Source organism: Albidovulum sediminis, assembly GCF_025380365.1.
GTDB lineage: Bacteria > Pseudomonadota > Alphaproteobacteria > Rhodobacterales > Rhodobacteraceae > Albidovulum > Albidovulum sediminis.
Genome location: NZ_JAOCQF010000005.1, coordinates 1 through 22297, shown reverse-complemented (window position 1 = coordinate 22297; position 22297 = coordinate 1). Strand labels below are relative to the sequence as shown.

25 protein-coding genes are annotated in these 22297 nt (G+C 61.7%); 15 read left to right on the top strand and 10 right to left on the bottom strand.

Annotation, left to right across the window (positions count from 1 at the left end; genetic code table 11):
• Positions 1-3 precede the first annotated feature (3 nt).
• Positions 4-942 (bottom strand): LysR family transcriptional regulator, encoded by a 939-nt coding sequence (locus N5I32_RS18830; protein ID WP_261497496.1) that lies wholly within the window; start codon positions 940-942, stop codon positions 4-6.
• On the opposite strand from N5I32_RS18830, the gene N5I32_RS18825 reads away from it, so the two are divergent.
• From N5I32_RS18825 to N5I32_RS18800, 6 genes are all read left to right on the top strand, one after another.
• Positions 932-2485 carry an aldehyde dehydrogenase family protein gene (locus N5I32_RS18825; protein WP_261497495.1) on the top strand — a complete coding sequence of 518 codons (1554 nt, stop codon included), beginning with the start codon at positions 932-934 and terminating at the stop codon, positions 2483-2485. The genes N5I32_RS18830 and N5I32_RS18825 overlap by 11 nt on opposite strands.
• On the top strand, positions 2482-3540 hold the full coding sequence (locus N5I32_RS18820) for a membrane dipeptidase (protein WP_261497494.1): 1059 nt from the start codon (positions 2482-2484) through the stop codon (positions 3538-3540). Before N5I32_RS18825 ends, N5I32_RS18820 begins: the two co-directional genes overlap by 4 nt.
• Positions 3537-4553 (top strand): Ldh family oxidoreductase, encoded by a 1017-nt coding sequence (locus N5I32_RS18815; protein WP_261497493.1) that lies wholly within the window; start codon positions 3537-3539, stop codon positions 4551-4553. Before N5I32_RS18820 ends, N5I32_RS18815 begins: the two co-directional genes overlap by 4 nt.
• A 151-nt stretch (positions 4554-4704) precedes the next feature.
• Complete coding sequence (locus N5I32_RS18810; RefSeq protein WP_261497492.1) at positions 4705-6336, top strand: TnsB C-terminal domain-containing protein; 1632 nt, start codon at positions 4705-4707, stop codon at positions 6334-6336.
• A complete protein-coding gene (locus N5I32_RS18805) occupies positions 6296-7219 on the top strand; it encodes a TniB family NTP-binding protein (RefSeq protein WP_369414360.1) in 924 nt (307 codons plus the stop codon). Before N5I32_RS18810 ends, N5I32_RS18805 begins: the two co-directional genes overlap by 41 nt.
• Positions 7156-8007: a TniQ family protein gene (locus N5I32_RS18800; protein WP_261497490.1), complete on the top strand. Its 852-nt coding sequence runs from the start codon at positions 7156-7158 to the stop codon at positions 8005-8007. The genes N5I32_RS18805 and N5I32_RS18800 overlap by 64 nt, the downstream gene beginning before the upstream one ends.
• 37 nt (positions 8008-8044) lie before the next feature.
• On the opposite strand, the gene N5I32_RS18795 is transcribed toward N5I32_RS18800, so the two are convergent.
• Entirely contained in the window at positions 8045-8683 is a 639-nt protein-coding gene (locus N5I32_RS18795; protein ID WP_261497489.1) for a TniB family NTP-binding protein, read from the bottom strand.
• A gap of 1 nt (position 8684) precedes the next feature.
• A complete protein-coding gene (locus N5I32_RS18790; RefSeq protein WP_168775687.1) occupies positions 8685-10346 on the bottom strand; it encodes a TnsB C-terminal domain-containing protein in 1662 nt (553 codons plus the stop codon).
• Positions 10347-10474: 128 nt separating this feature from the next.
• On the opposite strand from N5I32_RS18790, the gene N5I32_RS18785 reads away from it, so the two are divergent.
• Positions 10475-11461 carry a hypothetical protein gene (locus tag N5I32_RS18785; RefSeq protein WP_261497488.1) on the top strand — a complete coding sequence of 329 codons (987 nt, stop codon included), beginning with the start codon at positions 10475-10477 and terminating at the stop codon, positions 11459-11461.
• Between the two features lie 145 nt (positions 11462-11606).
• Here N5I32_RS18785 and N5I32_RS21270 read toward each other — a convergent pair whose 3' ends face one another.
• Positions 11607-12179, bottom strand: a complete 573-nt coding sequence (locus N5I32_RS21270) for a LysR substrate-binding domain-containing protein (RefSeq protein ID WP_304504967.1) — start codon at positions 12177-12179, stop codon at positions 11607-11609.
• Positions 12180-12337: 158 nt separating this feature from the next.
• On the opposite strand from N5I32_RS21270, the gene N5I32_RS18775 reads away from it, so the two are divergent.
• Positions 12338-12877 carry a hypothetical protein gene (locus N5I32_RS18775; protein WP_261497487.1) on the top strand — a complete coding sequence of 180 codons (540 nt, stop codon included), beginning with the start codon at positions 12338-12340 and terminating at the stop codon, positions 12875-12877.
• Positions 12878-12982: 105 nt separating this feature from the next.
• Positions 12983-13285, top strand: coding sequence for a CopM family metallochaperone (gene copM, locus N5I32_RS18770; protein WP_261497486.1), 303 nt, complete (start codon positions 12983-12985; stop codon positions 13283-13285).
• Positions 13286-13353: 68 nt separating this feature from the next.
• On the opposite strand, the gene N5I32_RS18765 is transcribed toward copM, so the two are convergent.
• From N5I32_RS18765 to N5I32_RS18745, 5 genes are all read right to left on the bottom strand, one after another.
• Positions 13354-13818 carry a DUF411 domain-containing protein gene (locus tag N5I32_RS18765; protein WP_261497485.1) on the bottom strand — a complete coding sequence of 155 codons (465 nt, stop codon included), beginning with the start codon at positions 13816-13818 and terminating at the stop codon, positions 13354-13356.
• Positions 13819-13927: 109 nt separating this feature from the next.
• Positions 13928-14725: a substrate-binding domain-containing protein gene (locus N5I32_RS18760; protein WP_261497484.1), complete on the bottom strand. Its 798-nt coding sequence runs from the start codon at positions 14723-14725 to the stop codon at positions 13928-13930.
• A 77-nt stretch (positions 14726-14802) separates the two neighbouring features.
• A complete protein-coding gene (locus N5I32_RS18755; RefSeq protein ID WP_261497483.1) occupies positions 14803-15588 on the bottom strand; it encodes an anti-sigma factor family protein in 786 nt (261 codons plus the stop codon).
• Positions 15585-16109 carry a sigma-70 family RNA polymerase sigma factor gene (locus N5I32_RS18750; RefSeq protein ID WP_261497482.1) on the bottom strand — a complete coding sequence of 175 codons (525 nt, stop codon included), beginning with the start codon at positions 16107-16109 and terminating at the stop codon, positions 15585-15587. Before N5I32_RS18750 ends, N5I32_RS18755 begins: the two co-directional genes overlap by 4 nt.
• A 42-nt stretch (positions 16110-16151) precedes the next feature.
• Positions 16152-16523 carry a COG4315 family predicted lipoprotein gene (locus tag N5I32_RS18745; protein WP_261497481.1) on the bottom strand — a complete coding sequence of 124 codons (372 nt, stop codon included), beginning with the start codon at positions 16521-16523 and terminating at the stop codon, positions 16152-16154.
• Positions 16524-16719: 196 nt separating this feature from the next.
• Here N5I32_RS18745 and N5I32_RS18740 point away from each other — a divergent pair, with 196 nt between their 5' ends.
• The 6 genes from N5I32_RS18740 (at position 16720) to N5I32_RS18715 (ending at position 21801) form a co-directional block, all read left to right on the top strand.
• Entirely contained in the window at positions 16720-17250 is a 531-nt protein-coding gene (locus N5I32_RS18740; RefSeq protein ID WP_261497479.1) for an RNA polymerase sigma factor, read from the top strand.
• Entirely contained in the window at positions 17243-18061 is an 819-nt protein-coding gene (locus N5I32_RS18735; protein ID WP_261497477.1) for a hypothetical protein, read from the top strand. The genes N5I32_RS18740 and N5I32_RS18735 overlap by 8 nt, the downstream gene beginning before the upstream one ends.
• Before the next feature lie 124 nt (positions 18062-18185).
• Entirely contained in the window at positions 18186-19388 is a 1203-nt protein-coding gene (gene sorA / locus N5I32_RS18730; RefSeq protein ID WP_261497476.1) for a SorA family sulfite dehydrogenase catalytic subunit, read from the top strand.
• Between the two features lie 9 nt (positions 19389-19397).
• Positions 19398-19703, top strand: coding sequence for a SorB family sulfite dehydrogenase c-type cytochrome subunit (sorB, locus tag N5I32_RS18725; RefSeq protein ID WP_261497475.1), 306 nt, complete (start codon positions 19398-19400; stop codon positions 19701-19703).
• Positions 19704-19776: 73 nt separating this feature from the next.
• Positions 19777-20892 (top strand): YeiH family protein, encoded by a 1116-nt coding sequence (locus N5I32_RS18720; RefSeq protein WP_261497474.1) that lies wholly within the window; start codon positions 19777-19779, stop codon positions 20890-20892.
• Positions 20893-21801, top strand: coding sequence for a LysR family transcriptional regulator (locus N5I32_RS18715; protein ID WP_261497473.1), 909 nt, complete (start codon positions 20893-20895; stop codon positions 21799-21801). It begins immediately after the preceding gene.
• A gap of 158 nt (positions 21802-21959) precedes the next feature.
• Here N5I32_RS18715 and N5I32_RS18710 read toward each other — a convergent pair whose 3' ends face one another.
• Positions 21960-22145, bottom strand: a complete 186-nt coding sequence (locus tag N5I32_RS18710) for a COG4705 family protein (protein ID WP_261497586.1) — start codon at positions 22143-22145, stop codon at positions 21960-21962.
• Between the last annotated feature and the right edge of the window lie 152 nt (positions 22146-22297).

Here is a 22297-nt window from a genome sequence, read left to right as displayed (position 1 = left end):
CGATCAGGCGCCCGGCCGGCCGTGCGGCACGCCATGATCGAAGCTGAGCTGATACTCTTCTGCATGTTCCGAGATGACGGACTTCAACACATCGGCAAAGCGTTGCGCGGCCGGGGACAGGCTGCGGTCGGCGTGGGTCAGCATGTAGACGGTGCGCCGGGCGGTCGGGTCGGCGATCCGCAGGAAGGCCAGGCCCGACTTGTCCTGATGTCGGGAAAGGGCAGGCAGGATGGTGATGCCGACTCCGGCCCGGACGACAGCCAACAGCGAGATGATGTTCAGGATTTCCAGCTTCGGCGCCTTGCTTTCCCTTGAGAGGATGTCGGGGATGGCGGTGCGCATATACGAATTGTTTGCTATGAGATCGTGATCTGCAAGATCGGTCCACTCGACCGGGCGACCGAGCCGGGACAGGGGATCATCGCACTTGCACACGACGGCAAGCGGCTCGGAAAACAAAGCTTCATATCTGATCGCCACAGCCGAAGAGTAGCTGGCAATCCCGATTTCCACATGTTCATGGCTGACGGCCTGCTGGATGCCCTGGGTATCGAGGTCGCGCACCCGGACGCTGATGGTGGGTGCCTCCACGCTCAGCCGAAGAAGCGTCTTGGGAAGAAATGCCGCCGCCACCGACGGAAGCAGTGCCGTTTCGATCTGTCCTTCCCCGTTCTGGGCATGAGCCCCGAGGGACCGCGAAACCCGGTCGCTGTGTTCGAGCAGACTGCGGGCCTGATCATAGGCAAATTTGCCGAAGCGGGTCAGAGTAGTTTTACGCTCGCCCTCGAACAGCGGGGCTCCGGCCTCCTGCTCCATCTGTTTCAACATCATCGAGATCGCGGACGTGGTGCGCCCAAGCTGCTCGGCCGCCCCGCGGATGCCTCCCTGATCGGCCACTGTGACAAAGACGGTGTACTGCCAGAGGCTGAATATGCTCCGCATTTTCAGTTTTCCTGAAGTTATGTTGAATTTTATTAGTTTGTCTGAACTTCAAGAGCGAAGCAAGCTTTTCTGGACGTGCGACGAGCCAGGGAGAAGTCTGATTCTTACGAATTACATCGCCGGAGAATGGTGTGGATCCGCAACGGGTGTCCCCAGTGTCAATCCGTCCGACGTCCGGGACATCATCGGAGACTATGCGCAGGCCGACGCGGCACAGGTCGCGGACGCGGTTTCGGCTGCCCGGCTGGCGCAACCGGCCTGGTCGGCCACCGGGCTTGAAAAGCGGGCCGCGGTGCTTGACAGCATCGGGCGTGAACTCATGGCGCGCTCGAAGGAATTGGGGGAACTCGTTTCACGCGAAGAGGGAAAACCCCTGCCTGAGGGCGTGGGCGAAGTCTATCGCGCCGGGCAATTCTTCACCTATTATGCGGGCGAGATCCTGCGTCAAGAGGGCGACTTCCTTCAGTCCGTTCGGCCCGGGGTGGAGATCGACGTTCGCCGCGAGCCGGTGGGCGTGGTTGCGATCGTCTCGCCGTGGAATTTTCCCATCGCAACTGCCAGTTGGAAGATCGCTCCGGCGCTGGCCTTCGGCAATGCCGTGGTGTTCAAGCCCGCGAACCTGACCCCGGCCTGCGCCGTTGCGCTGACCGGAGTCATTGCCAAGCAGGACATTCCGAAAGGCCTGTTCAACCTGGTCGTCGGCTCGGGCGCGACGGCGGGGGAGGCGCTGGTTTCCCACCCGGGGGTCAATGCCGTCTCCTTCACCGGCTCGGTCCCGGTAGGCCGGGGTGTCGGGGCTGCCGCTGCAGCGAATTTCACCCGTGTTCAACTGGAGATGGGGTCCAAGAACGCGCTGGTCGTGATGGACGATGCCGACATCGACCTAGCCGTCTCGACGGCGGTCAACGGCGCTTTCGGCGGTAGCGGTCAGAAATGTACGGCCTCGTCCCGGCTGGTGGTACATGAGACGATCCACGATGATTTCGTCGACCGGCTCGTCCGGGCAACACGGGCGCTGCGGGTCGGTCATGCGTTGGACGAAGGGACGAACATCGGCCCGGTGGTCAGTGAAGGGCAGCTGCGCGGCAACCTGGACTACGTCGCGCTTGGCAAGACCGAGGGTGCGGAACTGCTGACCGGCGGGGAACGGGTCGAGGCCCGGACAGAGGGCTACTACATGTCGCCGGGCGTCTTCGCCAATACCCGCGTGGACATGCGGATTAACCAGGAAGAAATGTTCGCACCGATCACCTGTGTGCTGAAGGTCTCCGATTTCGACGAGGCGGTGGCGGTAGCGAACGGGACGCCTTTCGGTCTTACGGCGGGTATCATGACGAAGTCGCTGGCGCGCGCGCGTGCCTTCCAGTCCCGCTCGAAATCGGGTTGCGTGATGGTGAACCTTCCCACCGCCGGGACGGACTACCATGTTCCCTTCGGTGGCACGGGACAGTCAAGCTACGGCCCGCGAGAGCAGGGCCGCTATGCGATCGATTTCTACACGGTCATCAAGACCTCCTACGTCTCGCCAGGGGGGCCGCTGTGAAACCTGAAGCGATGCCATTCCCGGTGTTCGACGGTGCGCAATATGCACAATGGTCGCGCAAGATCTTCGAACAGATGCGCGCCGGCGGCGTGGAAGCGGTCGACGTGACCGTCGCCTATCACGAGAATTTCCGCAGCACCGTCAACTTGCTGATGGAATGGAACCGCCTTTTCCGCGAGAACGCCGATCTGATCGCGCTTGCACAGAACATCGATGAAATGCGTGCGATCAACGCCAGCGGGCGCACGGCCATCTTCCTGGCGCTGCAGAACCCATCTCCGATCGAGGCCGAAATCGGGCTGGTCGAGATGCTGTTTCGGCTTGGCATTCGCATCATGCAGCTAAGCTACAACAACCAGTCCCTGCTTTGCAGTGGCTGGACCGAAGAGCACGACAGCGGGCTGACCCTGATGGGCCGCGAGGTCGTGAATGAGATGAACCGGCTGGGCATGGTAATCGACATGTCGCACGCGGGGGAGCGCTCGACGCTGGATGTCATCGACTATTCCGCGCGCCCCGTGGTGATCAGCCATGCCAACCCCTATTCGTGGCATCCGACGCGGCGGAATGTCAGCGACGAGGTGTTGCGCAGGCTGGCACGGACCGGCGGCCTGGTGGGCCTGTCGCTTTATCCCCGCCACATGCCCGCCGGCTCCGGCACGTCGCTGCGCGGTTTCTGCGAGATGGCGGCGCGGCTGGCCGACATGATCGGCGCGGGCCGCATCGGCATCGGCTCGGACCTGTGCCAGGACCGTCCGGCGTCGTCCCTGCACTGGATGCGCGAAGGACGGTGGCGCTTTCCCAACCCTACGGCTGAATCGACCGATTTCCCGTCGCCCGTGAGCTGGTTCAGCTCGAACCTTGATTTCCCCAACATCGCCGAAGGCTTACGGCAGATCGGCTTCGCCGAGCAGGAAATCGCCGGCATCATGGGCGGGAACTGGGTCCGGTTCCTGTCCTCGGCGATGCAGCCGGACGATCGGACGCTGCCCCGGTCCGTCGCTGTCGCGGCTGGACAGGGGCTGGTCGATAAACTTGCAAGGGTGAACGGATGAAGACGATCACCCTGACCGAGACGGAAATCGCCAACCTTGCGTCCGAGGCCCTGGAAAGGGCTGGGGCAAGCCGGACGTCGGCACGGTCGCTGTCGGATGCCATTGCCGCCGCAGAACGTGACGGCATCCCCTCGCACGGGCTGGCCTATCTGCCGACCTATTGCCTTCACCTGACCTGCGGCAAGGTTGATCCGGCGGCGATCCCGCGGGTCGAAAGCAACCATTCCGTCGTCCGGGTCGATGCGGCGCACGGCTTTGCCCATCCGGCCATTGACGTCGGCTTCGACGCGCTGGTGCCGCTTGCGCGGGAACACGGCATTGCCGCCCTGGCGATCACCAGATCGTACAACTGCGGTGTGCTCAGCTTCCACACCGAACGCCTGGCGCGTGCCGGACTTGTCGGACTGGGGTTCACCAATGCCCCGGCCTCGATTGCAGGCTGGGGCGGGCGCAAGCCGGTCCTCGGGACAAACCCTTGGTCCCTTGCCGTGCCGGATGCGTCGGGCGGCGTGGCGTTCCTGATCGACCAGAGTGCCAGCGTCGTCGCGAAGAGCGAGGTGATGAAGCACCAGCGGGAGGGCCGGACGATCCCGGACACCTGGGCGCTGGACGCCGAGGGCGTGCCGACCACCGACCCGAATGTCGCGCTGAAGGGCAGCATGGCCCCGGCGGGCGGCTACAAGGGCGTCGGCAGCGCGCTGCTGGTGGAGACCTTCGCGGCACTGCTGACCGGATCGCTTCCCGGTGTCGAGGCTGCGCCCTTCTCCGGCCCGGCCGGCGGACCACCCGGCGTTGGGCAGTTCTTCATCGCTGTCGATCCGCGCAAGACCTCCGGCGGGCATTTCGCCGAAAGGCTGGCAACCCTGGTCCTGGCTTTCGACCAAAGCACAGGAACTCGCCTGCCCGGCGAAAGGCGCTTTGCCAACCGTCGTCGCAGCGCCGATGGCGGGATCGAGGTTGACCAGCGGATCTTCGAAGCGGCCCTCGCCCTTGCCCGACCATCTGCCCCTTGAACTGTCGCGTTGCCCTTAAAGGCGAGATGACAAACCCAACAAAATCAATGGCGATGCTTTGCTGTTAAATGTGAGATTTTGCCTTTAACTCCGACATTCTTGCCCCTAAAGCTGAGACAACGTTCAAGCGGGCAAGCAGCGGTCGGAGAAGATGGAGGACGGGGATCCTGGCGAAGCGGTTGGCGCCGAAACCCATCGCAGGGCCACGGTCCTGCGCCCGCTCGTGGAAGCCTATCTTGCGGGCGCCGGCAGTCTGGAAAGTGGTGTTCGGGATGCTGTCTGGGAGCTCGGCGTCAGCCGGGCGACGGTGTGGCGCTGGATCAGGCGGCTGGCAGAGGATGGTGGGCGGACCAGCGCGCTGGCCGCACGAAAGCGCGGTCGGCGCTCGGGCACGACGGTTATCTCCGGCGATGTCGAGGCGCTCATCGAAGGCCATCTGCGCCGGTACTATTTGCGGCGGGAGCGAGCCAGCCTGGCGCGCGTAGTCAAGGAGATCGGCATCGCTTGTCGTGAACGTGGCCTTCAGTCGCCAACGCGCCGGACGGTGCAGCGGCGACTGGACGCGCTGGACGAACGCGAACTCATGAGGGCAAGGGAGGGCGCAAAGGCGGCGCGCCAGAGGTTTGGCCCGGTGCCCGGCAGGAAGAAGGTGGGCCTTCCCCTCGATGTCGTGCAGGTCGACCACACGCTGGCTGACATCATTCTTGTCGACAGTTTCGAGCGCAAACCCATCGGCCGACCCTGGGTGACGCTCACGATCGACATCGCCACGCGGATGGTGACCGGATACTACGTTAGCCTTGAGGCGCCGTCTCGCCTCTCGGTGGCGCTTTGTCTGACCCGGGCCGTCGCGCCGAAGGCGGCGCTTCTGGCCGATCTGGGCAGTAGTGCACCCTGGCCCGCACAGGGCCGGCCGCGCAGCATTCACGTCGACAACGGCAGCGATTTCCGGTCGAACACCTTCCAAGGGGCCTGTGCCGAATGGGGGATCGATCTCACGTACCGGCCCCTGGCGCGCCCGCACTTCGGCGGTCACATCGAGCGGCTGATCGGCACGATGATGGGGGCCGTGCACCTGCTGCCTGGAACGACCGAGTCCTCCATTGCCGCCAAGGGCAGCTATGATGCCGAAGCCAAGGCCGCGATGAGTCTGAGTGAGTTTGACAGCTGGTTCGTTCTGGAAATCTGTCGCTACAACAACAGCGTTCACTCGAGCCTTGGCTGCACGCCCGTCGCCAAATGGGAGGCGCTGGCCGCGGAAATGTCGAGCGACATTCCCTTCGACATGGAGGCGTTCCGGGTGAGCTTCCTGCCAAGCGAGAAGCGCCAGATTCGGCGGGATGGCATTCATCTGTTCGACATCCGCTACTGGTCGGATGCCCTGGCGGGGCGGGCTGCCCGAAAGGACGGGAAGGTGGTCGTGCGCTACGATCCGCGTGACATCTCCGCGATCTGGGTCGAGCTCGACGGCGGACGGTGCGTGGAGGCGCGCTACCGAAACCTGGAAATCCCGCCGGTGTCGTTGTGGGAGTATCGCGAGGCCATGAGGATGGCGCGGACCTTAGGCAAGACGGGGTCTAATGAGCTGGTCCTGGCAGAGTTGATCCGACAGCAACGGCAGATCGAGGGGGAAAGCCGGATCCTGACCAAGGCCGAACGCCGATCCCGCGAAAGACGCAGTGCGTCGAAAGGGCCAACCCCAGCAGATTTCTCGTCCGAGGGGCTGCGCCCGGTCGACACCGGTGATACGTCGCGCCCGTTGTTCAAGGTGGAGCGATGGTAACGTGAGGGCAGGGGGAACTGGGCAAGACGGTCGTATCGCCCTCATTCAATCGGACATCTGGATCGGCTTTCCCCGCGCAGAGCGGGTGCTGGACAGGTTGCAGAGCCTGATCGACGCGCCGCGGCAAACCCGGATGCCAGGCCTTCTCGTCCATGGTGCTTCGGGCATCGGCAAGACGATGATCGCCCGGAACCTCTCGCGCAGATACGCGCCGGAATATGACCCGGCCGTGGGCATAACCCACACCCCACTGCTCTTGCTGCAGGCGCCGCCCGCTCCTGACGAACGGCGGTTCTATCTGCATATCCTCGCGGCGGTCGGCGCGCCGGCAACGACGCTGGGCGTCCGCGCACAGAGCGTTGCCGCCCTCGAAGTCCGAGTGATTGCCCTGCTGCGTGATCTCGGGCTTCGCATGATCATGATCGACGAGGTCCACAACCTGTTGGCCGGAACCCACCGCGAGCAGCGCCGCTTCCTCAATGTCCTGCGCTATCTCAGCAACGAACTCGAGGCGTCTCTGGTCTGCTTCGGGGTCAGCGAAGCAGTGGATGCAATCCGTTGCGACGTGCAGCTTGCCCGGCGGCTGGACGAGCACCACCTGCCGAACTGGCGCGATGACGCCGAGTTCTCGGACATGATCCAGACCCTTATCGCGGCGATGCCGCTAGGGAAGAAATCCAATCTGAAGGTTAAATCGCTCAAGCAGATCCTTGCACTGACCGGCGGGGTGACCTCGCGGATCTTCGCTCTGGTCAAAGATCTGTCTATCGATGCCATTCTCTCCGGCGAGGAATGCATCACCGATGACGCAATCACGAAGTGGACCCCGGTCTGGTCGCGCCACGCAACCGCTCAGCGGCGGCTCGAGCAGTCGGGAGCGTAACGCTGCGCCCGCTCCCGAAGACCGTCGCGCCACTCCGGGATGAGCTCCTCTCCGGTTGGCTGGCGCGGCTGGCGGCCAGTAATTATTGTGAAATCAGCGAACTTCTGGCGCATGTCGGTCTGGACAGCCGACATGCCGACACGCTTAACTTCGAACTCAACGCCGAAGCCGCTGGACGGATCGCCGCGGCGGCGCGCGTCTCTCCCGCGCTTGTCCAGTCGCTGATCTTTCCGGCACTGCCCCAGAACGAAGCGCTACTGACGGCGCAGGTTCCGTTCCAGCGTTGTCCCAGGTGCTCACGACTTGGCCTCGCGCTGAAGCATTGGCGGCGGGCTTGGGCATTCGACTGCCAGAAGTGCGGAGAGAGGCTCCTTCCGATCCTTGGTAGATCCGAAGTCGAGGTCCAGCCAGAAAAGTTGCTGCGTCGTGCCCGGAGCGGGGCAGGGCTGCTCGAGCAAGCAGCCACGTCCAGCGGCAGCGTCGATCTCCGTCGCGCGATGCGGGCCGCCCGTTTTGCAATGGGTCTCAAGAAGGTCCGCGGGGATCCGGCCTTCGCACTTCAGGGCCCCAGACCGGACGTGAGACTGTTCTGCCTCGCTGCGATCGCCGTGGCCCGGAAGCGCCCGCTGGTTAAGGCGGTGATGTTCAGCGCCGGCATCGACGGTTTTGCAAGGGTTGCGTTGCTGGCGGCATTCGAAAAGGAACCGCGCCTGTTAGTCGCCGTTGATCGGATCGTGGAACGCACCCGACAACGGACCTCCCCACTGGCAGCAGAATCTCACAATTAAGGGCAAGAAATGTCGCCCAACGCACCGCGTCTCATATTTAACGGCAACGCGACACTTCGTCGAAACCCCACCGTGGCACCGCGACCGTATCGAACCGCGAGCCCATTTCTTCGGTGTCGTGCAGCGCATCGTAGACGGCGATTTCGCCGACAAGCACGGGCGAGATGTCATGCACGCGTGCGATCCGCCGCAGAAATGAGAAGATTGCCTTCACATCCTGTCGGCGTCCGCGCAGCGCACTGTGGAATTCGTCGAAGATGAGCAGGCGCGGCTTCAGGCTGTCGAGAAGATGATCGACCTGTTCGCTGGCGCGGGACAGGCTGCGCCAGCCGACAGCCTGCGGGGCGCGCAGCCCGGACAGGATGCTGGCGTAGAAATGCGACAGGCCAGCCCCCTCCCGAGTCTGGATCATCCAGACCCTTTGCCGGTCGGCACGGCGCAGATGTTCGACGGCGAAGCGTTCGGCGATCATGGTCTTGCCGTTGTGATAGGGGCCGGCGAGCAGCAATCCGCGAGGGCGGAGTGATGGCGGGCGTTCCAGCAGCTGCCGCATCGCATCATGTGCCCTAGAGGCACCGGGATGGCCGATCCAGCGTGGCGCCCGAATATGCGCCATGCGGGCGGCAGCATCCGCATCCAGCAACGCTGAGGTTGATGGCAGGAGATGGTCGGCCACGTCACCAGGTCTCGATAGGAAAGACGCGACGGGGTCGGTCAGGCGCCGGTCCAGGATTCGTCGCCTCTGAAACGGCTCCTGCAGCTTGATATGGTTTTGTCGCGCCTGCGGCGTGTCGGGCTCGGGTCATCTCTCTCAGTTGAGCCTTTGCGGATTTGGCCCCCGCGACCGTTGCAGCGATTTCTCGGCGCAGGAGCGTCTTGTCCTGCACGGGGCGTTGCTGGTTCTGGCGCTGGCGCGCTCGGTCGGCTTCATGGTGCCAGAGGGTGACCGACATAGTGACCCCGTCCCGTCGCCTTACCGGGCGCCAGACACGCGTGTCGGGATCGGCGATGTAGATCTGGCTGATGTCCCGGGGGTCATAGCACAGATCCAGAGCTGCAAGGCGGTCACGCCGGGCTACGAGCGGCCCAAGCCAGTGTTCAAAGTAGTCGATGGCGAACAGGCTGACGCCTTGGGGAGAGATGCGGCGCGTCTTGCGAGGCAGGAAGTTGAGCAGGACATCGGTGGGATCGTCGATCTGTCGGTCAATCGGTGGAAGCCGCCGTTCCCATTCGAGGCGAGGCACGGTCAGCTTGCGTGCGTTCTGTGTCTGGTTGTGATCGATGATTGCCAGGGCAATGCAGCGCTCAAGGGCCGCGAAGGTCAGGCTTGCCCGCTTGTCGGACGAATAATCTCCGCGGTCCGCGATGGACCGCCCGGTCTTGCCGGGAAGAGAGCGAAGCACCGTGTTCACCTTGCCCAGAAGCCGCTCGACAATGCCACCCCGATGTACCGTCCCCTTGTTCCGGGTGCGGACGGCGATGCCGAAGTCGGCACATCCCGTCGTGAAGGTACTGCTCTGGAATTCCTTGGCTGAGTCGACAACGATCTGCTTCGGGCGGCCATACATTGTCCATGGGTGCGCAATCCCGCGTTCGGCCAGCCAGTCATCCTTTCGGCACATCGCGTGCGCAAGGCAAAGTGCGACTGATAGTCGGGAAGGGCGCTCGAGGGTGAGGCAAAAGCCGATGATTGCACTGGTCGCGACATCGGCGGCGATGGTCAGATAGGGTCTGCCCACGAAAACGCCGTGGTCGTCGATCACCTCGACGAACTGGATATCGGCCGGCGTGTGATCGATCTGGACGACGTCAAGGGCATGGGTCGCGCGGATGTACCCCGGACGCGGCTTCAGGCGGTGCAAGTGTTTGCCACCGGAAAGCCGTCGCCGCGCAATCTCTTCGGGGGAGAACACGCGCGGGATCCTTTTGGCCACGGTGACATAGGCCGGGGGCTTTAAACCTTCACTGGCACAGCGCGCGCGGATTTCGTCGACGATCGGCGCGAGATCGGGTTGTTCCGGCCGGAGCCACATCTCCCGCAGTGTTGCAACAATGATGGTTTCGACCTCGGAGGCGATCCGCGTGCGCCGCGATCCGTTCGTCCTGGGCAATAGCGATGAGACACGACGATCCCCGCGATACCGGGCAAGATGATTGTAGACCTGACGGGTGGAAAGGCGCAGCTCTGTTGCCGCACGTGTGACGGCCTCCCGCATCGGCACGACCCCATCGAGGGCCTGATCCAGTTCTCGCGCGATCCGGACGGCCTTGTTCCAAGCCTCATCGGACGCCGCCTGGCTGTTGCTGTTCAGCGGTCGATCGTCGAAGGAAGCTGTCATCCCTCTGTGCCCTCGCCTCGCTATTGAAATCAGTGATGAAATTGAAATCGCAAAGCACAAGTTGGCCCCTGTTTTCCCCCTACCATGCGGAAATAATGTGAAAAGGACGCAGTGAAATCGTGAAGCAAATGCGACAGTGGTTCCTGCCCGGTCCGATCGAAGAGGAGCCCGACGATCTGCCGCCCGGGCCAGGCGCGGAATCTCGCGAGACGGCGGTTCTCGACCACTGGCGGAAGGCCGAGGCGGGGCATGCCGCACGCCTCGCCCGTGTCGCGAGTCGGCTTGGCGCGCTGGACGAGCGGCTGAAGCGCGGGCCGGAGGGTTGGCGCCACAGGCTCGCCCTGATCGAAGCGGCCGACCTGAGCTGGTTCGCAGGCGACCGCATCGGGCCGGATCGGCTAGTGCTCTGGATTTCCCTGCGCCTGTCTGGCTTACACGACGACACTGCGGCCCTCGCGCGTATCGGATGGGCGGTGCGGCGACTAATGGGTGGGCCGGGACCGGAGCAGGACCTGTCAGCCTTCCTCGACCGCCGTGACACCGCGAACTTGGCGGATGAGGCGGAGCCCTTTGCGGATCGCGCAAGCGGTTGGGTTGATTTCATTTCGCAAGCCACCGATCTGCACCCGATCACCCGCGCCTGCATCGGCTTTCACCTGTGGAGCTTGGCGGGCCTTGGGCAACACGGCGACCGGATGGAAGCGGCCGTCACTGCCGCGCGGATCGCGGCCAGTGAGGGAAAGGGTGCGGTCTTTGCGCCTCTAGCCATGGGCGGGGCAGGGGGGCTGCGCGCTGGTGGCCTACCGGCTGACCGCCTTGCGCGTTGGCTCGATGGAATGGAGACGGCATGCCTGACAGCAATGCGGCATCTGGACGATACCGAGGCGTGGTCGGCGAGGGCGGAAGCCGAGACGTCACCGCTTTCGGGCCGCACGCCCTTGGCTTTGAGCGCTGTACTGGCCGAATGGCCGTTCGTCTCTGCCCCGATGGCTGAAGCCCTGACTGGTGCAAGTCGTGCGGCCGTCCAGCGAAACCTTGCTTGGATGGAAGCGCGGGGGTTGATCCGTGAAGTGACAGGGCAAGGCCGCTACCGGATGTGGCGCGCAGCAGTTTGATTCCCGTAGACTTTGGCTCTAACCCAACGGAATCGTTACATTAGTGACTGGAGGAAACTACATAGTCTATTAGTGCGCGCAGGCGTGACAGTACATATCTCTGTTGCGGGTAAACGATGAAAAACTCGAACTCTTCTGATGCAACTCAGTCAGGAAATAGTTGGATTAAGCGACGTTTAGCGCAATCCTGAGAGCCATAATATGACGGTACCTGAATGGCACCTGCACCGGCCACCGCGCTTTGAGCCAAAAACGTGCCGCTGTTTGACCGCAGCCTGCCTTGGGGCTGCAAGCGGAGCTCTTCACCATTCCGGCTGAACTTCCAGGGCCGGTTTCCCAGGGCCAGACAAAGTGCAGGATCGAGGTCGTGGGGACTGATTTGGGTGTCAGGGAATAATCCCGGCGCGGCCAATGTCACCAATGGAAAGCCGATCACCAGTGCAGCTTCTCGGGCGCAATCGGACGGTGGGAAGAACATTTCGTGGGTGATCGGCATCACCAACATCTTTGCAGTGACTCGCGCCAAGGCAGCGGCCAGATCACCGCCGGTGTCGCGTGATACATCGCCCCGCTGCCATTTCCATGCCATCCGAAGCAGGTTGTTAGGGTCCATTGACCCGAAATACCCGCACATGAAGGCATCGACAAAATGGTCCATGTCGGTGAAGCTAAGCGCCTTGTGGCGGCCCTGCTGGAAGAACTCGGTTGACCAGCCCATCACCGTCCAAAGCATCGCATGACGGCGCAGCCCGGCGGCCACATCAGCAGAGGTAGCATAGCGGCCGTTCTTGAAGCCCGGGTCGGTGGTGATGGCCTCGATCAGGGTCTGGGTGAAAAGAAAGTCATGTTCGGTGTTACGCGCGGTGCCCGCAACGGGTGACCGAAACCGAAGCCCTGATGACGGCGCAGGTCGCGTTCCAGTCGTGTCCCGACTGCTCTCGGCGTGGCATAGCGCTCAAACAATGGCGGAAATTATGGGCATTCGACTGCCAGATCTGCGGCAACCGACTCATTTCTATCCTCATCAAGCCTGATCGCAGCCGAATATCCGAACAGCTGGTGCGTCGTGCTCGAAGCGGGGCAGGGCTGCTCGAAAGTGCGGTGACGTCCAACTGCGCCAACAAACTTAGACGCGCCATGCGGGCGGCCTCCTATGCCAAGGCGCTCAAGTCCGTTCGCGCCGATACGGCCTTTGCCCTTCAAAGTCCCAGACCCGACGTGAGACTCTTCTGCCTTGCCACCATCGTTGAAGCTCAGTCACGTCCACTGGTCAAGGCGGCACTGTTCAGCACTGGCCTCGATGGGTACGCAAGAGTTGCCTTGCTTCGTGCGTTTGAAAAAGAGCCCCGCCTTCTTGACGCAGTTGACCGGATCGTACTGCGAAACAGGGAAAGACTCCGACTAGCGGGCGCCTGAATGTCATATTTAAGGGCAACAAATGCTGGCCAACGCGCAGTGTGCTAGATTAAAGGACAACGCGACACCAAGATGGACCATTCCGGTATGGCCGGGATGGAGGGCATGGAGATGATGAGCCACGCCTCCTTTATCCCGCCAGAACTTGCGAATGATCCAGCCACAAAGGCCTACGCTGCGGCTATGGACAAGATGATGACAGACATGATGATCCCCTACAGTGGGGACGCCGATGTTGATTTCGTAAAGGGCATGATACCGCACCATAAGGCGGCGGTAGCGATGGCAAAAGTACAGTTGGAGTTCGGGAAAGATCCCGAAATGCGCGCTCTGGCTGAAGCTGTGATTGCCGCGCAGGAAACCGAAATCGCTCAGATGAACGCCTGGCTTGCCGCCAAAGGCATGTAGCATCATCCACACGGGCGGGTGTGTTTCTCACCTGCCCGTGCCAACGCGGCAAAAAGCCATGCAAAGTGTCAGGCGGCCTCATACCGCGAGAAGGTCGATGCAGAACCGTCCCGTCCGATCAGAATGACGTCATACGCCTCTCGCTCAGCCTCGGATCCCATGCCGGGCGAGCCGTAAGGCATGCCGGGGACCGTAAGCCCGATAGCATCCGGCGCGTCCGCCAGAAGTCTGCGGATATCAACGGCAGGAACGTGCCCTTCGATAGTGTAGCCGCCGACCGTCGCGGTGTGGCAGGACACAAGCGCGTCCGGGATACCTTGCTGCCGCTTAAACGCCGCAAGCTCTTCAGTGCTGCGCTCTTCGAAGCTGACCACAAAACCGTTTTCACGAAGGTAACCGATCCAGGCATTGCAGCAAGGACAGCCCGGATCCTTAACCACATAAATGGGCAGATTTTCTTGGGCAAACACAGGGGACGTCAGTGTGAGCGCGAAGAGGGTAAGCAGAAACGTTCTTCGTGTTGGATAGGTCACTCATGTTACTCCTTTTGCTGGCGACAGCCAAAAAATCTCTGATGTCAGCGATCAAGTCTGCCGTATTGCAATACGGTCTTGCAACGCATTCGTGGCGTGCGAGTGCTGATCACCGCACCCATCCTTCGGTCAACATGATTTCTTGCGCTTCGTTGCTGACAAGAAATGTCAGAAATTCCTTGGCTTCCGGATCGGCATCCGGCGACAACGCGACGTTGACGTCCCGCCAGATTGTCCGGTCTGCCGCGATATTGACCTGGTCGAGGACATCGTCATGGGTAATGGGCCAATCTGGCCAGGTGATCCAGGCATCGGCGTCCATTTCCTGAAACGCCTTGAAACTTGCGCCCGAGCCCTTGGCGTACACCACAATATTCTGGCGAAAGGCTGTGACATCTGAGAGTTTGCCGAGCCTGCCTGCGATATCTTCCCACGTCCCTGTGCCTGAGGTGTTGGACACGCCGGCGCCTTCGGTGACAACGATTTTGATGCCCGGCTTCAGCAGATCGTCAAATCCGGCTATTGCCTTGGGATTGCCCGCCTTGACCGCAATGATCGTCGGACGGATGTAGATCGGCTCGACCTCTGACGATTTGAAGGTCAGGTAGGTTTCCAGAAACGCCGTCATCGACTGCTCCGAGGTGCCCCACAGAATATCGGCGTTGGCCTGTGCGTCCTTTGACCATGTGGCCTCAGGACCGGCGATGATCTTGATCGCTTTTCCGTTTTTGGCCTGCCAGACATCGGCAACCTTCTGAAACGCCGTATTCGGCCCGCCCGCCCCGTAAAGGGTAACGATGCCGTCTTTTGGCATGTGCTCAATGGTTGGATCGTAAAGGGCCGTTCCCTGAGCATATGCCGGAGCAGAAAGCAGCAGGGTCGTCAGAATGAATGGTTTCATCTGCATGGGATGTTCCTTTGTCTTAGATGGATATCTGAAGCCCCGGCCGGGACCGCAGAATTTTGCGGGGTGTTTAAGGTCTGTCAGATCAACTGATCGTAAGCGGCCAAGGCGATGCTTCGCAGAACCTCTCGCGGGACGGTGCCGACGACCGCATAGCTCAGATCACGGTCCATCCAGTAAAAGCTGCTGGTGGCGCCTTCCTGTGCAAACTGAAAAGCCGTCGTACTGCTGGCCCCTTGCGGCGCGATGTAGAGCGTGATGCGCTCGCCCTGCGCATTGTCGTACATGTACAGCGCCGCCGCACCCTGTTCGGAGGGCACAATCCGCCCCCCCATCAGGGTAAATCCTGCAGCGGCAAAATCAGGGGGTCGGGTTTCATGCCCCAGGCGTTTCGACATCCAGGCGTTCAGATGATCAGCATCGGACGCCGCAACTTCAACAGGGTGGGCTACCTCGACCACATATGTGTCATAGGCCCGCATGGCGTTGGCTGCGAGCGTTTGGGACATGGGGGCAGGCGACGTCAGATCGCGGGCGAACCAGCCTGCCCCGGTGCCTACGGCCAGCGCGGCAATTGTTGCGGCGACCAGCCAAAGTCTGGTTTGCGGTCGGCCATTGGCTTTGGCACTATCTTCCGCCTCTGCTCGGCGTATCACATCGGTCAGCCGGTACGGCACGGGTTCGCGCGCGACAGGTTGATAAAGTGCCTCAATGGCTGCGTCCTGGCGCTGCCATTCTGCCAGAGTGGCCCGAGCAGCGGGATCATCAGCCAACCGAGCTACCAGGGCCGACATCGCATCGGCCGGCAGCTGGCCGGCCGCAAAATCCAGCAATTCGGCTTCAGTAAGGGCAGTCTGGTCACTCATGGTCTGGCCCCTTGGCTTGGCCCCTTTGTTTGTGTCGGTCCGACATTTCGCCCGGTCAACAGGCGCAATGTGGCGCGTGCGCGGGCCAGCCGCGACATCAGCGTGCCCTTCGGAATATCCAGCAGGCTGGCCGCCTGATCAAAGCTTTTGCCTTCCAGCGCGACGATCAGCAGTGCCTCACGCTGATCACCCGGCAGGCGGGCCATTGCATCGCGCACCTCGCGCAGGGCGAGGCTAGATTCCTGACTGCCGCCCTGTGCTGGCTCATGCGTCAGATCCTCGATGGCGACCAGATGGCCGGGGCTTGGGTTCTGGCGTTGCAGATCGCGGTATCTGTTGATCAGAATACGGAACAGCCAGGCCTGAACCGGGCCGTCACCGCGCCACAGATGGCGTTTGGCAACGGCCCGTTCCAGACAATCCTGCACAAGGTCATCCGCCCGGTCGCGGTCGCGCACCAAGGCCCGTGCATAGCGCCGCAGCGCCGGGATCGAGGCCTCGATGTCGTCCAGGACCGTCATGCGGTGGGCTTTCTGTCAGGGATGAAGGTGGGCGTTCAAAGATCAGGGCCGGGCGATATGCCAGACACCCTTTACGCCGTCGCCCATCACGTCGCCAGCGGCGGCGTCCTTGGCAAAGGTGTAAAGCGGTTTGCCTTTGTAGGTCCACTGTTTGGTGCCGTCGGCGCGGTCAATCACGGCATAGTCGCCCTCGGCCTTGTCATCCGCAGTGGCGGCCAACATCGGCCAGATCGCCGCACACTCGCCTGCGCAGTTCGAAACACCCTCGGCGTCCTTGTCAAAGGTGTATAGCGTCATCCCATCGGCATTGGTCAGCATCGCGCCACCAGCGTTTTCGGCGGTCATGGTCGGCGCGGCAAGCGCACTGCCAGCAGCGAGGATCAGCGCGAAGGCAGAGGTCAAAAGGCGGTTCATGATGGTCACTCCCGTTTAAGGGATGCGGCGATTTTCGCGGCATCTGCAAGGAATGACGCAGGCGTTCAGAGAATAATCCCGACGCCGCAAAATAAATTTGCATGAGGGTGGTTTTTTACGCCTTAACAGCGACGGTCCTAAAATTCGTGCGTTTGACGCAGATGGGCTCTAGGGTTGGTCGGAGGAGGAGCCAACTGTGCTGAACGCCGATCAACGCCGGATGCTGACCACTGCGGGCAGCAGACTGTTCGGATATGCGCTGGCCCTCACGCGCAATCGGGATCAGGCAAGAGATCTGGTGCAAGATTGCGTGGTGCGCGCATTGTCAAGCGCCGGCGGCCCAGAAAATGAACGCAGCTTTCGGGCCTGGTTGTTCACGATTGCGCGTAACGTCTGGATCGATCAGCTTCGGTCGTCCCGGCGTCAGCGGGCGCTGCTCGGCGCAATTGATGAGGCAAACAATGCCGCCGCTGCGCGCATAGATGCCACCGTTGCGCGTCTTGCTGTGCGAGAAGCGTTCTTCCATTTATCGCCCGACCACCGCGACGTGCTGGCGCTGGTGGATATCGGCGGCTTTAGCTATGACGAAACGGCGATCATGCTTGGGATCAACCGTGGCACTGTGATGAGCCGGGTCAGCCGCGCCCGCGCTGCATTGGAGGTACAGTTGTCGGATGTGAATGTGGTGGCCTTTCCGGGGCAAGACAAGGGAGTGCGACATGGCTGAACCTTTGTCCGGTGCCGACAGGATCAGCGCCTATGTCGATGGTGAGATGTCGCCGCACGACGCGGCAGACATTGCCGCCGAGATCGCGCGCGACCCCGTTCTGGCCCGGACTGTGGCGCAGTATCAGGCGATGCGGGCGCAGGTCGCGGCCATCGGATCTGAGACTGTGGTCATCACTCTTCCCGACACCATTCGCGACCGCGCCGCCCCGTGGTACTTGCGGGCTGGCCTTGGGGCAGCCCTTGCCGCAACTATGGTGGCTTTGACGGTCGGCGGTATGTGGTGGGCGGATGCTTTGCGCCCGGGTATCGGCGCAGCTTCGGTGCAGATGGCAGCGATACAAGAGTTAGACATCGCCGCGATGGTCGCAGATTTCGACGCTACTTTGGGTGTTGCCGTTGTACCGACCGCTGGCTCTGACCCTAAGCAGGTCGAACAGACCGATCCGATTGCACCACTGATGAAGTCCAATGGACTGCGGCAAATCGCCGTGACCCGCATGACGCTGCCCTCGGGTGAAATAGCCGTAGCGCGGAAGTTCGCCGGCGCTTCAGGCTGTCACATTGGTCTCTACATCCGGACCAACGTCGCAGGCCAGCCGCCAACGATGCAGATCATCGATAACGGCCAGACCCTACTGGCACAATGGGCCGATACCGGGTCGCGGTATACGCTTGTGTCGCGGTCGATGGATCCGGCCCGTTTTGCCACGCTCGCGCTGGCCCTGCGTCGTGCGACGGGTGCGCCGGATCAGACACATCCCGATCTTTTGCTGGCGCTGACCGAGGCGCGGCAACCCTGTCTTGGCTGACCGCGCCAAAATAATTCTGCGTGGCAAGGAATAAACTGGGCCTGACAATCGTCTTTTCACCTTAAGCGCCAAAATCGGGGGCCAACTCCGCAACTAAAGCGCCGTGTCACAGAGGAGGAAAACCATGTTCAACAGACGACAGATCATCGCATCCGCCGGAGCCGCCGCTGGCTTTGCCATGCTTGGAGGCACGCAGTCGTTGGCCGAAACCGTGTCCTTGGGGTTCGAGAACGGGGATCGCCAGCTTGTAACTTATCCGGGCAAGCGTCCGTTGTTGGGCTTGTCGGCGCGCCCACCGCAGCTGGAGACGCCCTTCGCGGTCTTCAACGAGAGCTTGCTGACACCAAACGATGCCTTCTTCGTGCGCTATCATTTGGCAGACATCCCAACCGAGATCGACCCGGAAACCTTCCGGCTGGCAGTTGGTGGTAAAGTTGAAACCTCGCTTTCACTGTCTCTGTCTGACCTGAAATCACAGTTCGACACGGTTGATCTGGTGGCGGTGCATCAATGTTCTGGCAACAGCCGTGGCTTCACCATGCCGCGCGTGGCGGGTGGGCAGGCAGGCAACGGGCTGATGGGCAATGCCCGCTGGACCGGAGTTTCGCTGAAATCTGTATTGGAGAAGGCGGGCGTTCAAGACGGTGCGATCGAGGTCGCCTTTGATGGACTGGATGGCCCGGTTCTGGTGGAGACACCGGATTTCACCAAGGCTTTGGAACTGGAGCACGCTTTGGACGGCGAAGTGATGCTGGCCTGGGCGATGAACGGCGAAGACTTGCCCTGGCTGAACGGTTTTCCGCTGCGGCTGGTGGTACCGGGGCATTACGGCACCTATTGGGTCAAACATCTGAACCAGATCACAGTCCGTGACACAGCACTCGACTCGTTCTGGATGGCAAAGGCCTACCGCATTCCGGCCAATACCTGCGCCTGTATTGAACCCGGTACCATTGCCGCCCATACGTTGCCGATCGCGCGGTTCAACGTGCGGTCGTTCATCACCAACGTGGTGAATGGGGCAAAGGTCGCGGCAAATGCCCCGCTGGCCCTGCGCGGCATTGCGTTCGATGGCGGCTACGGGGTCAGCGATGTCAGCCTGTCGGCTGATGGCGGGCAGACCTGGAACCGCGCCAAACTGGGTGAGGATCTGGGCAAGTATTCGTTCCGCGAATGGACGATTGCGCTGCCCGTTGGCGCAGGTGACGTGGCCCTGATGGTGCGCGCTACCAACCGCATCGGTCAGTCGCAACCTCTGGATGCGCTTTGGAACCCGTCTGGCTACATGCGAAATGTCGTGGAAACCACCCATGTCACGGCAGCTTAGGAGATGATGATGAAAACGCTTCAAGTCGTTGTGTTTGCCGGACTGGCGCTGTGTGGTGCTGCCAACGCGGAACCCGTCAATTATGAAATCCCCTATGAGAATGAAACTGCTATTCTTCGACCTGGTGACGGGCTGGAGGTGGCCGAGGCGAATTGCGGTACCTGCCATTCCGCCGATTACATCAATTACCAGCCACCCGGCAAAGGTGCCAAGTTCTGGGAGGCCGAGGTGCACAAGATGGTTGTGGTGTATGGCGCACCGATAACCGAGAGCGACGCTGCGGCAATTACCGCCTATCTGGCTGCACAGTATTGATAAAGAAGCGCCGCCGGGGCCACCTTGGCGGCGCTGTTCTTTGCGCCAGCTTTTACTTCAACAAGTAATCTCGATGGAAATCATCATATCAATCAGTTGGATTGTTTGTTTGGTGCGCGGTATTGCGATGTCAGCACAGGAGTATCCGACCTTGACCGACAGCACGCTGACCCATCCGCCCAAATCCGCTCCTATCGCACACCCGGTTCTGCCGGGGTTGCTTCTGACCACCCTGATCGCCTGCGCGGCCTTTGCCTTGCGACTGCTGCCCGGGGTTGGCATTCTCAGTCCGCTCATCTTGTCGATCCTGATTGGCATGGCGTTTCACAACCTGATCGGCACATCGATGCGTGCGCGGGCCGGCGTTGCGTTCAGCCTCAAGCGGGTCTTGCGGGCGGGGATCGTTTTGCTTGGGCTGCAACTGACCATCGAACAGGTGATGGCGGTGGGTGGCATGGGCGTGCTGATCATCGTGGCAACGCTGGTTTCGACGTTTGCCTTCACCATCTGGCTGGGGCGGTTTCTGGGCGTTGATGCCAAACTGACCGAGTTGATCGCGGCGGGCACATCGATCTGCGGGGCTTCAGCGGTAATCGCAACCAATACCGTGACACGCGGGCGAGATGAGGATGTGGCTTATGCTGTTGCTTGTGTCACGGTGTTTGGATCGGCCTCGATGGTGCTTTATCCCGTGTTGGCCGGGATGCTGAACATGGGCCCTCATGCCTTCGGTCTTTGGGCCGGAGCATCGATCCATGAAGTGGCGCAGGTGGTTGCCGCTGCCTATCAGCGTGGTACCGAAGCTGGCCATTTCGGCACCATCGCCAAACTGACCCGGGTAATGATGCTGGCCCCGATGGTGCTGATGCTGGGGGCACTGGCCGTGCGCAAGGCGCGGCATCATCCCGGCAAATCCGCAGCCCGGTCAGCTCCGCCGGTCCCGTGGTTCGTGCTGGGCTTTGTCGGCATGGTGGGCGTGGCCAGCACTGGTTGGGTGTCGCAAGCGGTACTGTCGCCCGTGGCCACCGGTACTCAGTTCCTGCTCGCGGTGGCGCTGGCTGCGATGGGGCTTTCGACCGACATGCGCAAACTGGCCGCCGAGGGCATCCGCCCGGCGCTGCTGGGGGCCGGATCGTGGCTGTTCATCACGCTGTTCAGTCTGGCGCTAGTGACGCTGGCGGGGGTGTAGATGATGACGCTGGATCAGTTGCGCATCTTTGTGGCCGTAGCCGAGCGCGAACATATGACCCGGGCGGCGGTGGCCCTGAACCTGACGCAAAGTGCGGCGTCAGCGGCCATCGCAGCACTTGAGGATCGGCACGTTGTGCACCTGTTCGACAGGATCGGTCGCCGGATCGTGCTGACCCCTACAGGACGGGAATTTCTGGCCGAGGCGCGCGCCGTGCTGGCCCGCGCCGATACGGCGGTGCGCGTCCTGAATGATCTCGCCGGTGCCACGCGCGGCACGTTGCGGCTGGCGGCCAGCCAGACCGTGGGAAACTATTGGTTGCCGCCCCTCATGCAACGCTTTCGCGAGGATTACCCAGGCATCACATTGACATTGACCATCGGCAACACGGCACAGGTTACGGCAGCGGTGGCAAATCTGTCCGCTGATCTGGGATTTGTGGAAGGCTCCGTCGACAACTTTGCCTTGTCCTCTAGCACCATACCCGGCGACCGTCTGGCCTTGGTCGTGGCGCCAGGACATCCCTGGACGCAACGCCCGCCATTAGGGCGCGAGATCTCAGCGAGCCCGTGGGTTTTGCGCGAACCCGGATCGGGCACACGTGCTTTGTTCGAAGACGTGGTGCAGCGTGCAGGCGTGCCGATCGGCAAGATTGTCATGTCGTTGGAACTGCCATCCAACGAGGCCGTGCGGGCCGCCGTGACAGCGGGTGCCGGGGCAAGCCTGTTGTCGGTATTGGTGGTGCAAGAGGCGCTACGTGCTGGTGCGCTGGTTGAAGTACCATTTGATCTGCCGCACCGCGCATTCCATGTTCTGCGCCACAGGGAACGCACACTGTCAAAGACCGAGCAGCGATTCCTGACGATCCCCGCCACTGTGCAGAAGAAAACACCTGATTTGCTTGTTTGATCCCAGATTGGCAACATCGGCGTCCAAACGCTAGGGGGACCAAATTCAAAGGCCGTAAAAATGATCTCTTCAATCCTCTTGAAACTCGCCGATGCGAGATCACTCAAATGCGGAACTGCTGCTGCCTCACTGAAGGACAAAAGGCAGCAGCAGATTAGCTAATTCATCGCTAGCCGATCTTCAGCGCGCCGGGTTGCGCTGATCCAGACCACGATTGCAATGATCGCGCTTAGAAACAGGGCGCTGGTGATAATTGTGCCAAGGCCAAGGCCGCCATACTGGGTTGGCTGCGACAGAAAATCACCAAACGATGCGCCGAGCAGCCGTGTGAAGATATAGGCCAGCCAGAACCCCAGAATCGCGTCGAGACCAAGGAAGAAGTATCCGAAGGTCAGCGAGGTGTCGCGTAGCCCTTAAATGGGGTCATCCTCAATTTGTGTGTCACGGTCTGACCGAGTTTCACAGATTGAAGGGATCAGGCCGTGGTATCGAAGAA

Excerpts from the sequence above, each read along its gene's own strand:
- N5I32_RS18720 (WP_261497474.1), top strand. The coding sequence starts at position 19,777 with ATGGAAATCATCATATCAATCAGTTGGATTGTTTGTTTGGTGCGCGGT.
- N5I32_RS18715 (WP_261497473.1), top strand. The coding sequence starts at position 20,893 with ATGATGACGCTGGATCAGTTGCGCATCTTTGTGGCCGTAGCCGAGCGC.
- N5I32_RS18760 (WP_261497484.1), bottom strand. The coding sequence starts at position 14,725 with ATGCAGATGAAACCATTCATTCTGACGACCCTGCTGCTTTCTGCTCCG.
- sorA (WP_261497476.1), top strand. The coding sequence starts at position 18,186 with ATGTTCAACAGACGACAGATCATCGCATCCGCCGGAGCCGCCGCTGGC.
- N5I32_RS18825 (WP_261497495.1), top strand. The coding sequence starts at position 932 with ATGCTCCGCATTTTCAGTTTTCCTGAAGTTATGTTGAATTTTATTAGT.
- N5I32_RS18745 (WP_261497481.1), bottom strand. The coding sequence starts at position 16,523 with ATGAACCGCCTTTTGACCTCTGCCTTCGCGCTGATCCTCGCTGCTGGC.
- N5I32_RS18830 (WP_261497496.1), bottom strand. The coding sequence starts at position 942 with ATGCGGAGCATATTCAGCCTCTGGCAGTACACCGTCTTTGTCACAGTG.
- N5I32_RS18790 (WP_168775687.1), bottom strand. The coding sequence starts at position 10,346 with ATGACAGCTTCCTTCGACGATCGACCGCTGAACAGCAACAGCCAGGCG.
- N5I32_RS18785 (WP_261497488.1), top strand. The coding sequence starts at position 10,475 with ATGCGACAGTGGTTCCTGCCCGGTCCGATCGAAGAGGAGCCCGACGAT.
- N5I32_RS18750 (WP_261497482.1), bottom strand. The coding sequence starts at position 16,109 with ATGACGGTCCTGGACGACATCGAGGCCTCGATCCCGGCGCTGCGGCGC.
- N5I32_RS18810 (WP_261497492.1), top strand. The coding sequence starts at position 4,705 with ATGGAGGACGGGGATCCTGGCGAAGCGGTTGGCGCCGAAACCCATCGC.
- N5I32_RS18735 (WP_261497477.1), top strand. The coding sequence starts at position 17,243 with ATGGCTGAACCTTTGTCCGGTGCCGACAGGATCAGCGCCTATGTCGAT.
- N5I32_RS18815 (WP_261497493.1), top strand. The coding sequence starts at position 3,537 with ATGAAGACGATCACCCTGACCGAGACGGAAATCGCCAACCTTGCGTCC.
- N5I32_RS21270 (WP_304504967.1), bottom strand. The coding sequence starts at position 12,179 with ATGGGCTGGTCAACCGAGTTCTTCCAGCAGGGCCGCCACAAGGCGCTT.
- copM (WP_261497486.1), top strand. The coding sequence starts at position 12,983 with ATGGAGATGATGAGCCACGCCTCCTTTATCCCGCCAGAACTTGCGAAT.
- N5I32_RS18755 (WP_261497483.1), bottom strand. The coding sequence starts at position 15,588 with ATGAGTGACCAGACTGCCCTTACTGAAGCCGAATTGCTGGATTTTGCG.
- sorB (WP_261497475.1), top strand. The coding sequence starts at position 19,398 with ATGAAAACGCTTCAAGTCGTTGTGTTTGCCGGACTGGCGCTGTGTGGT.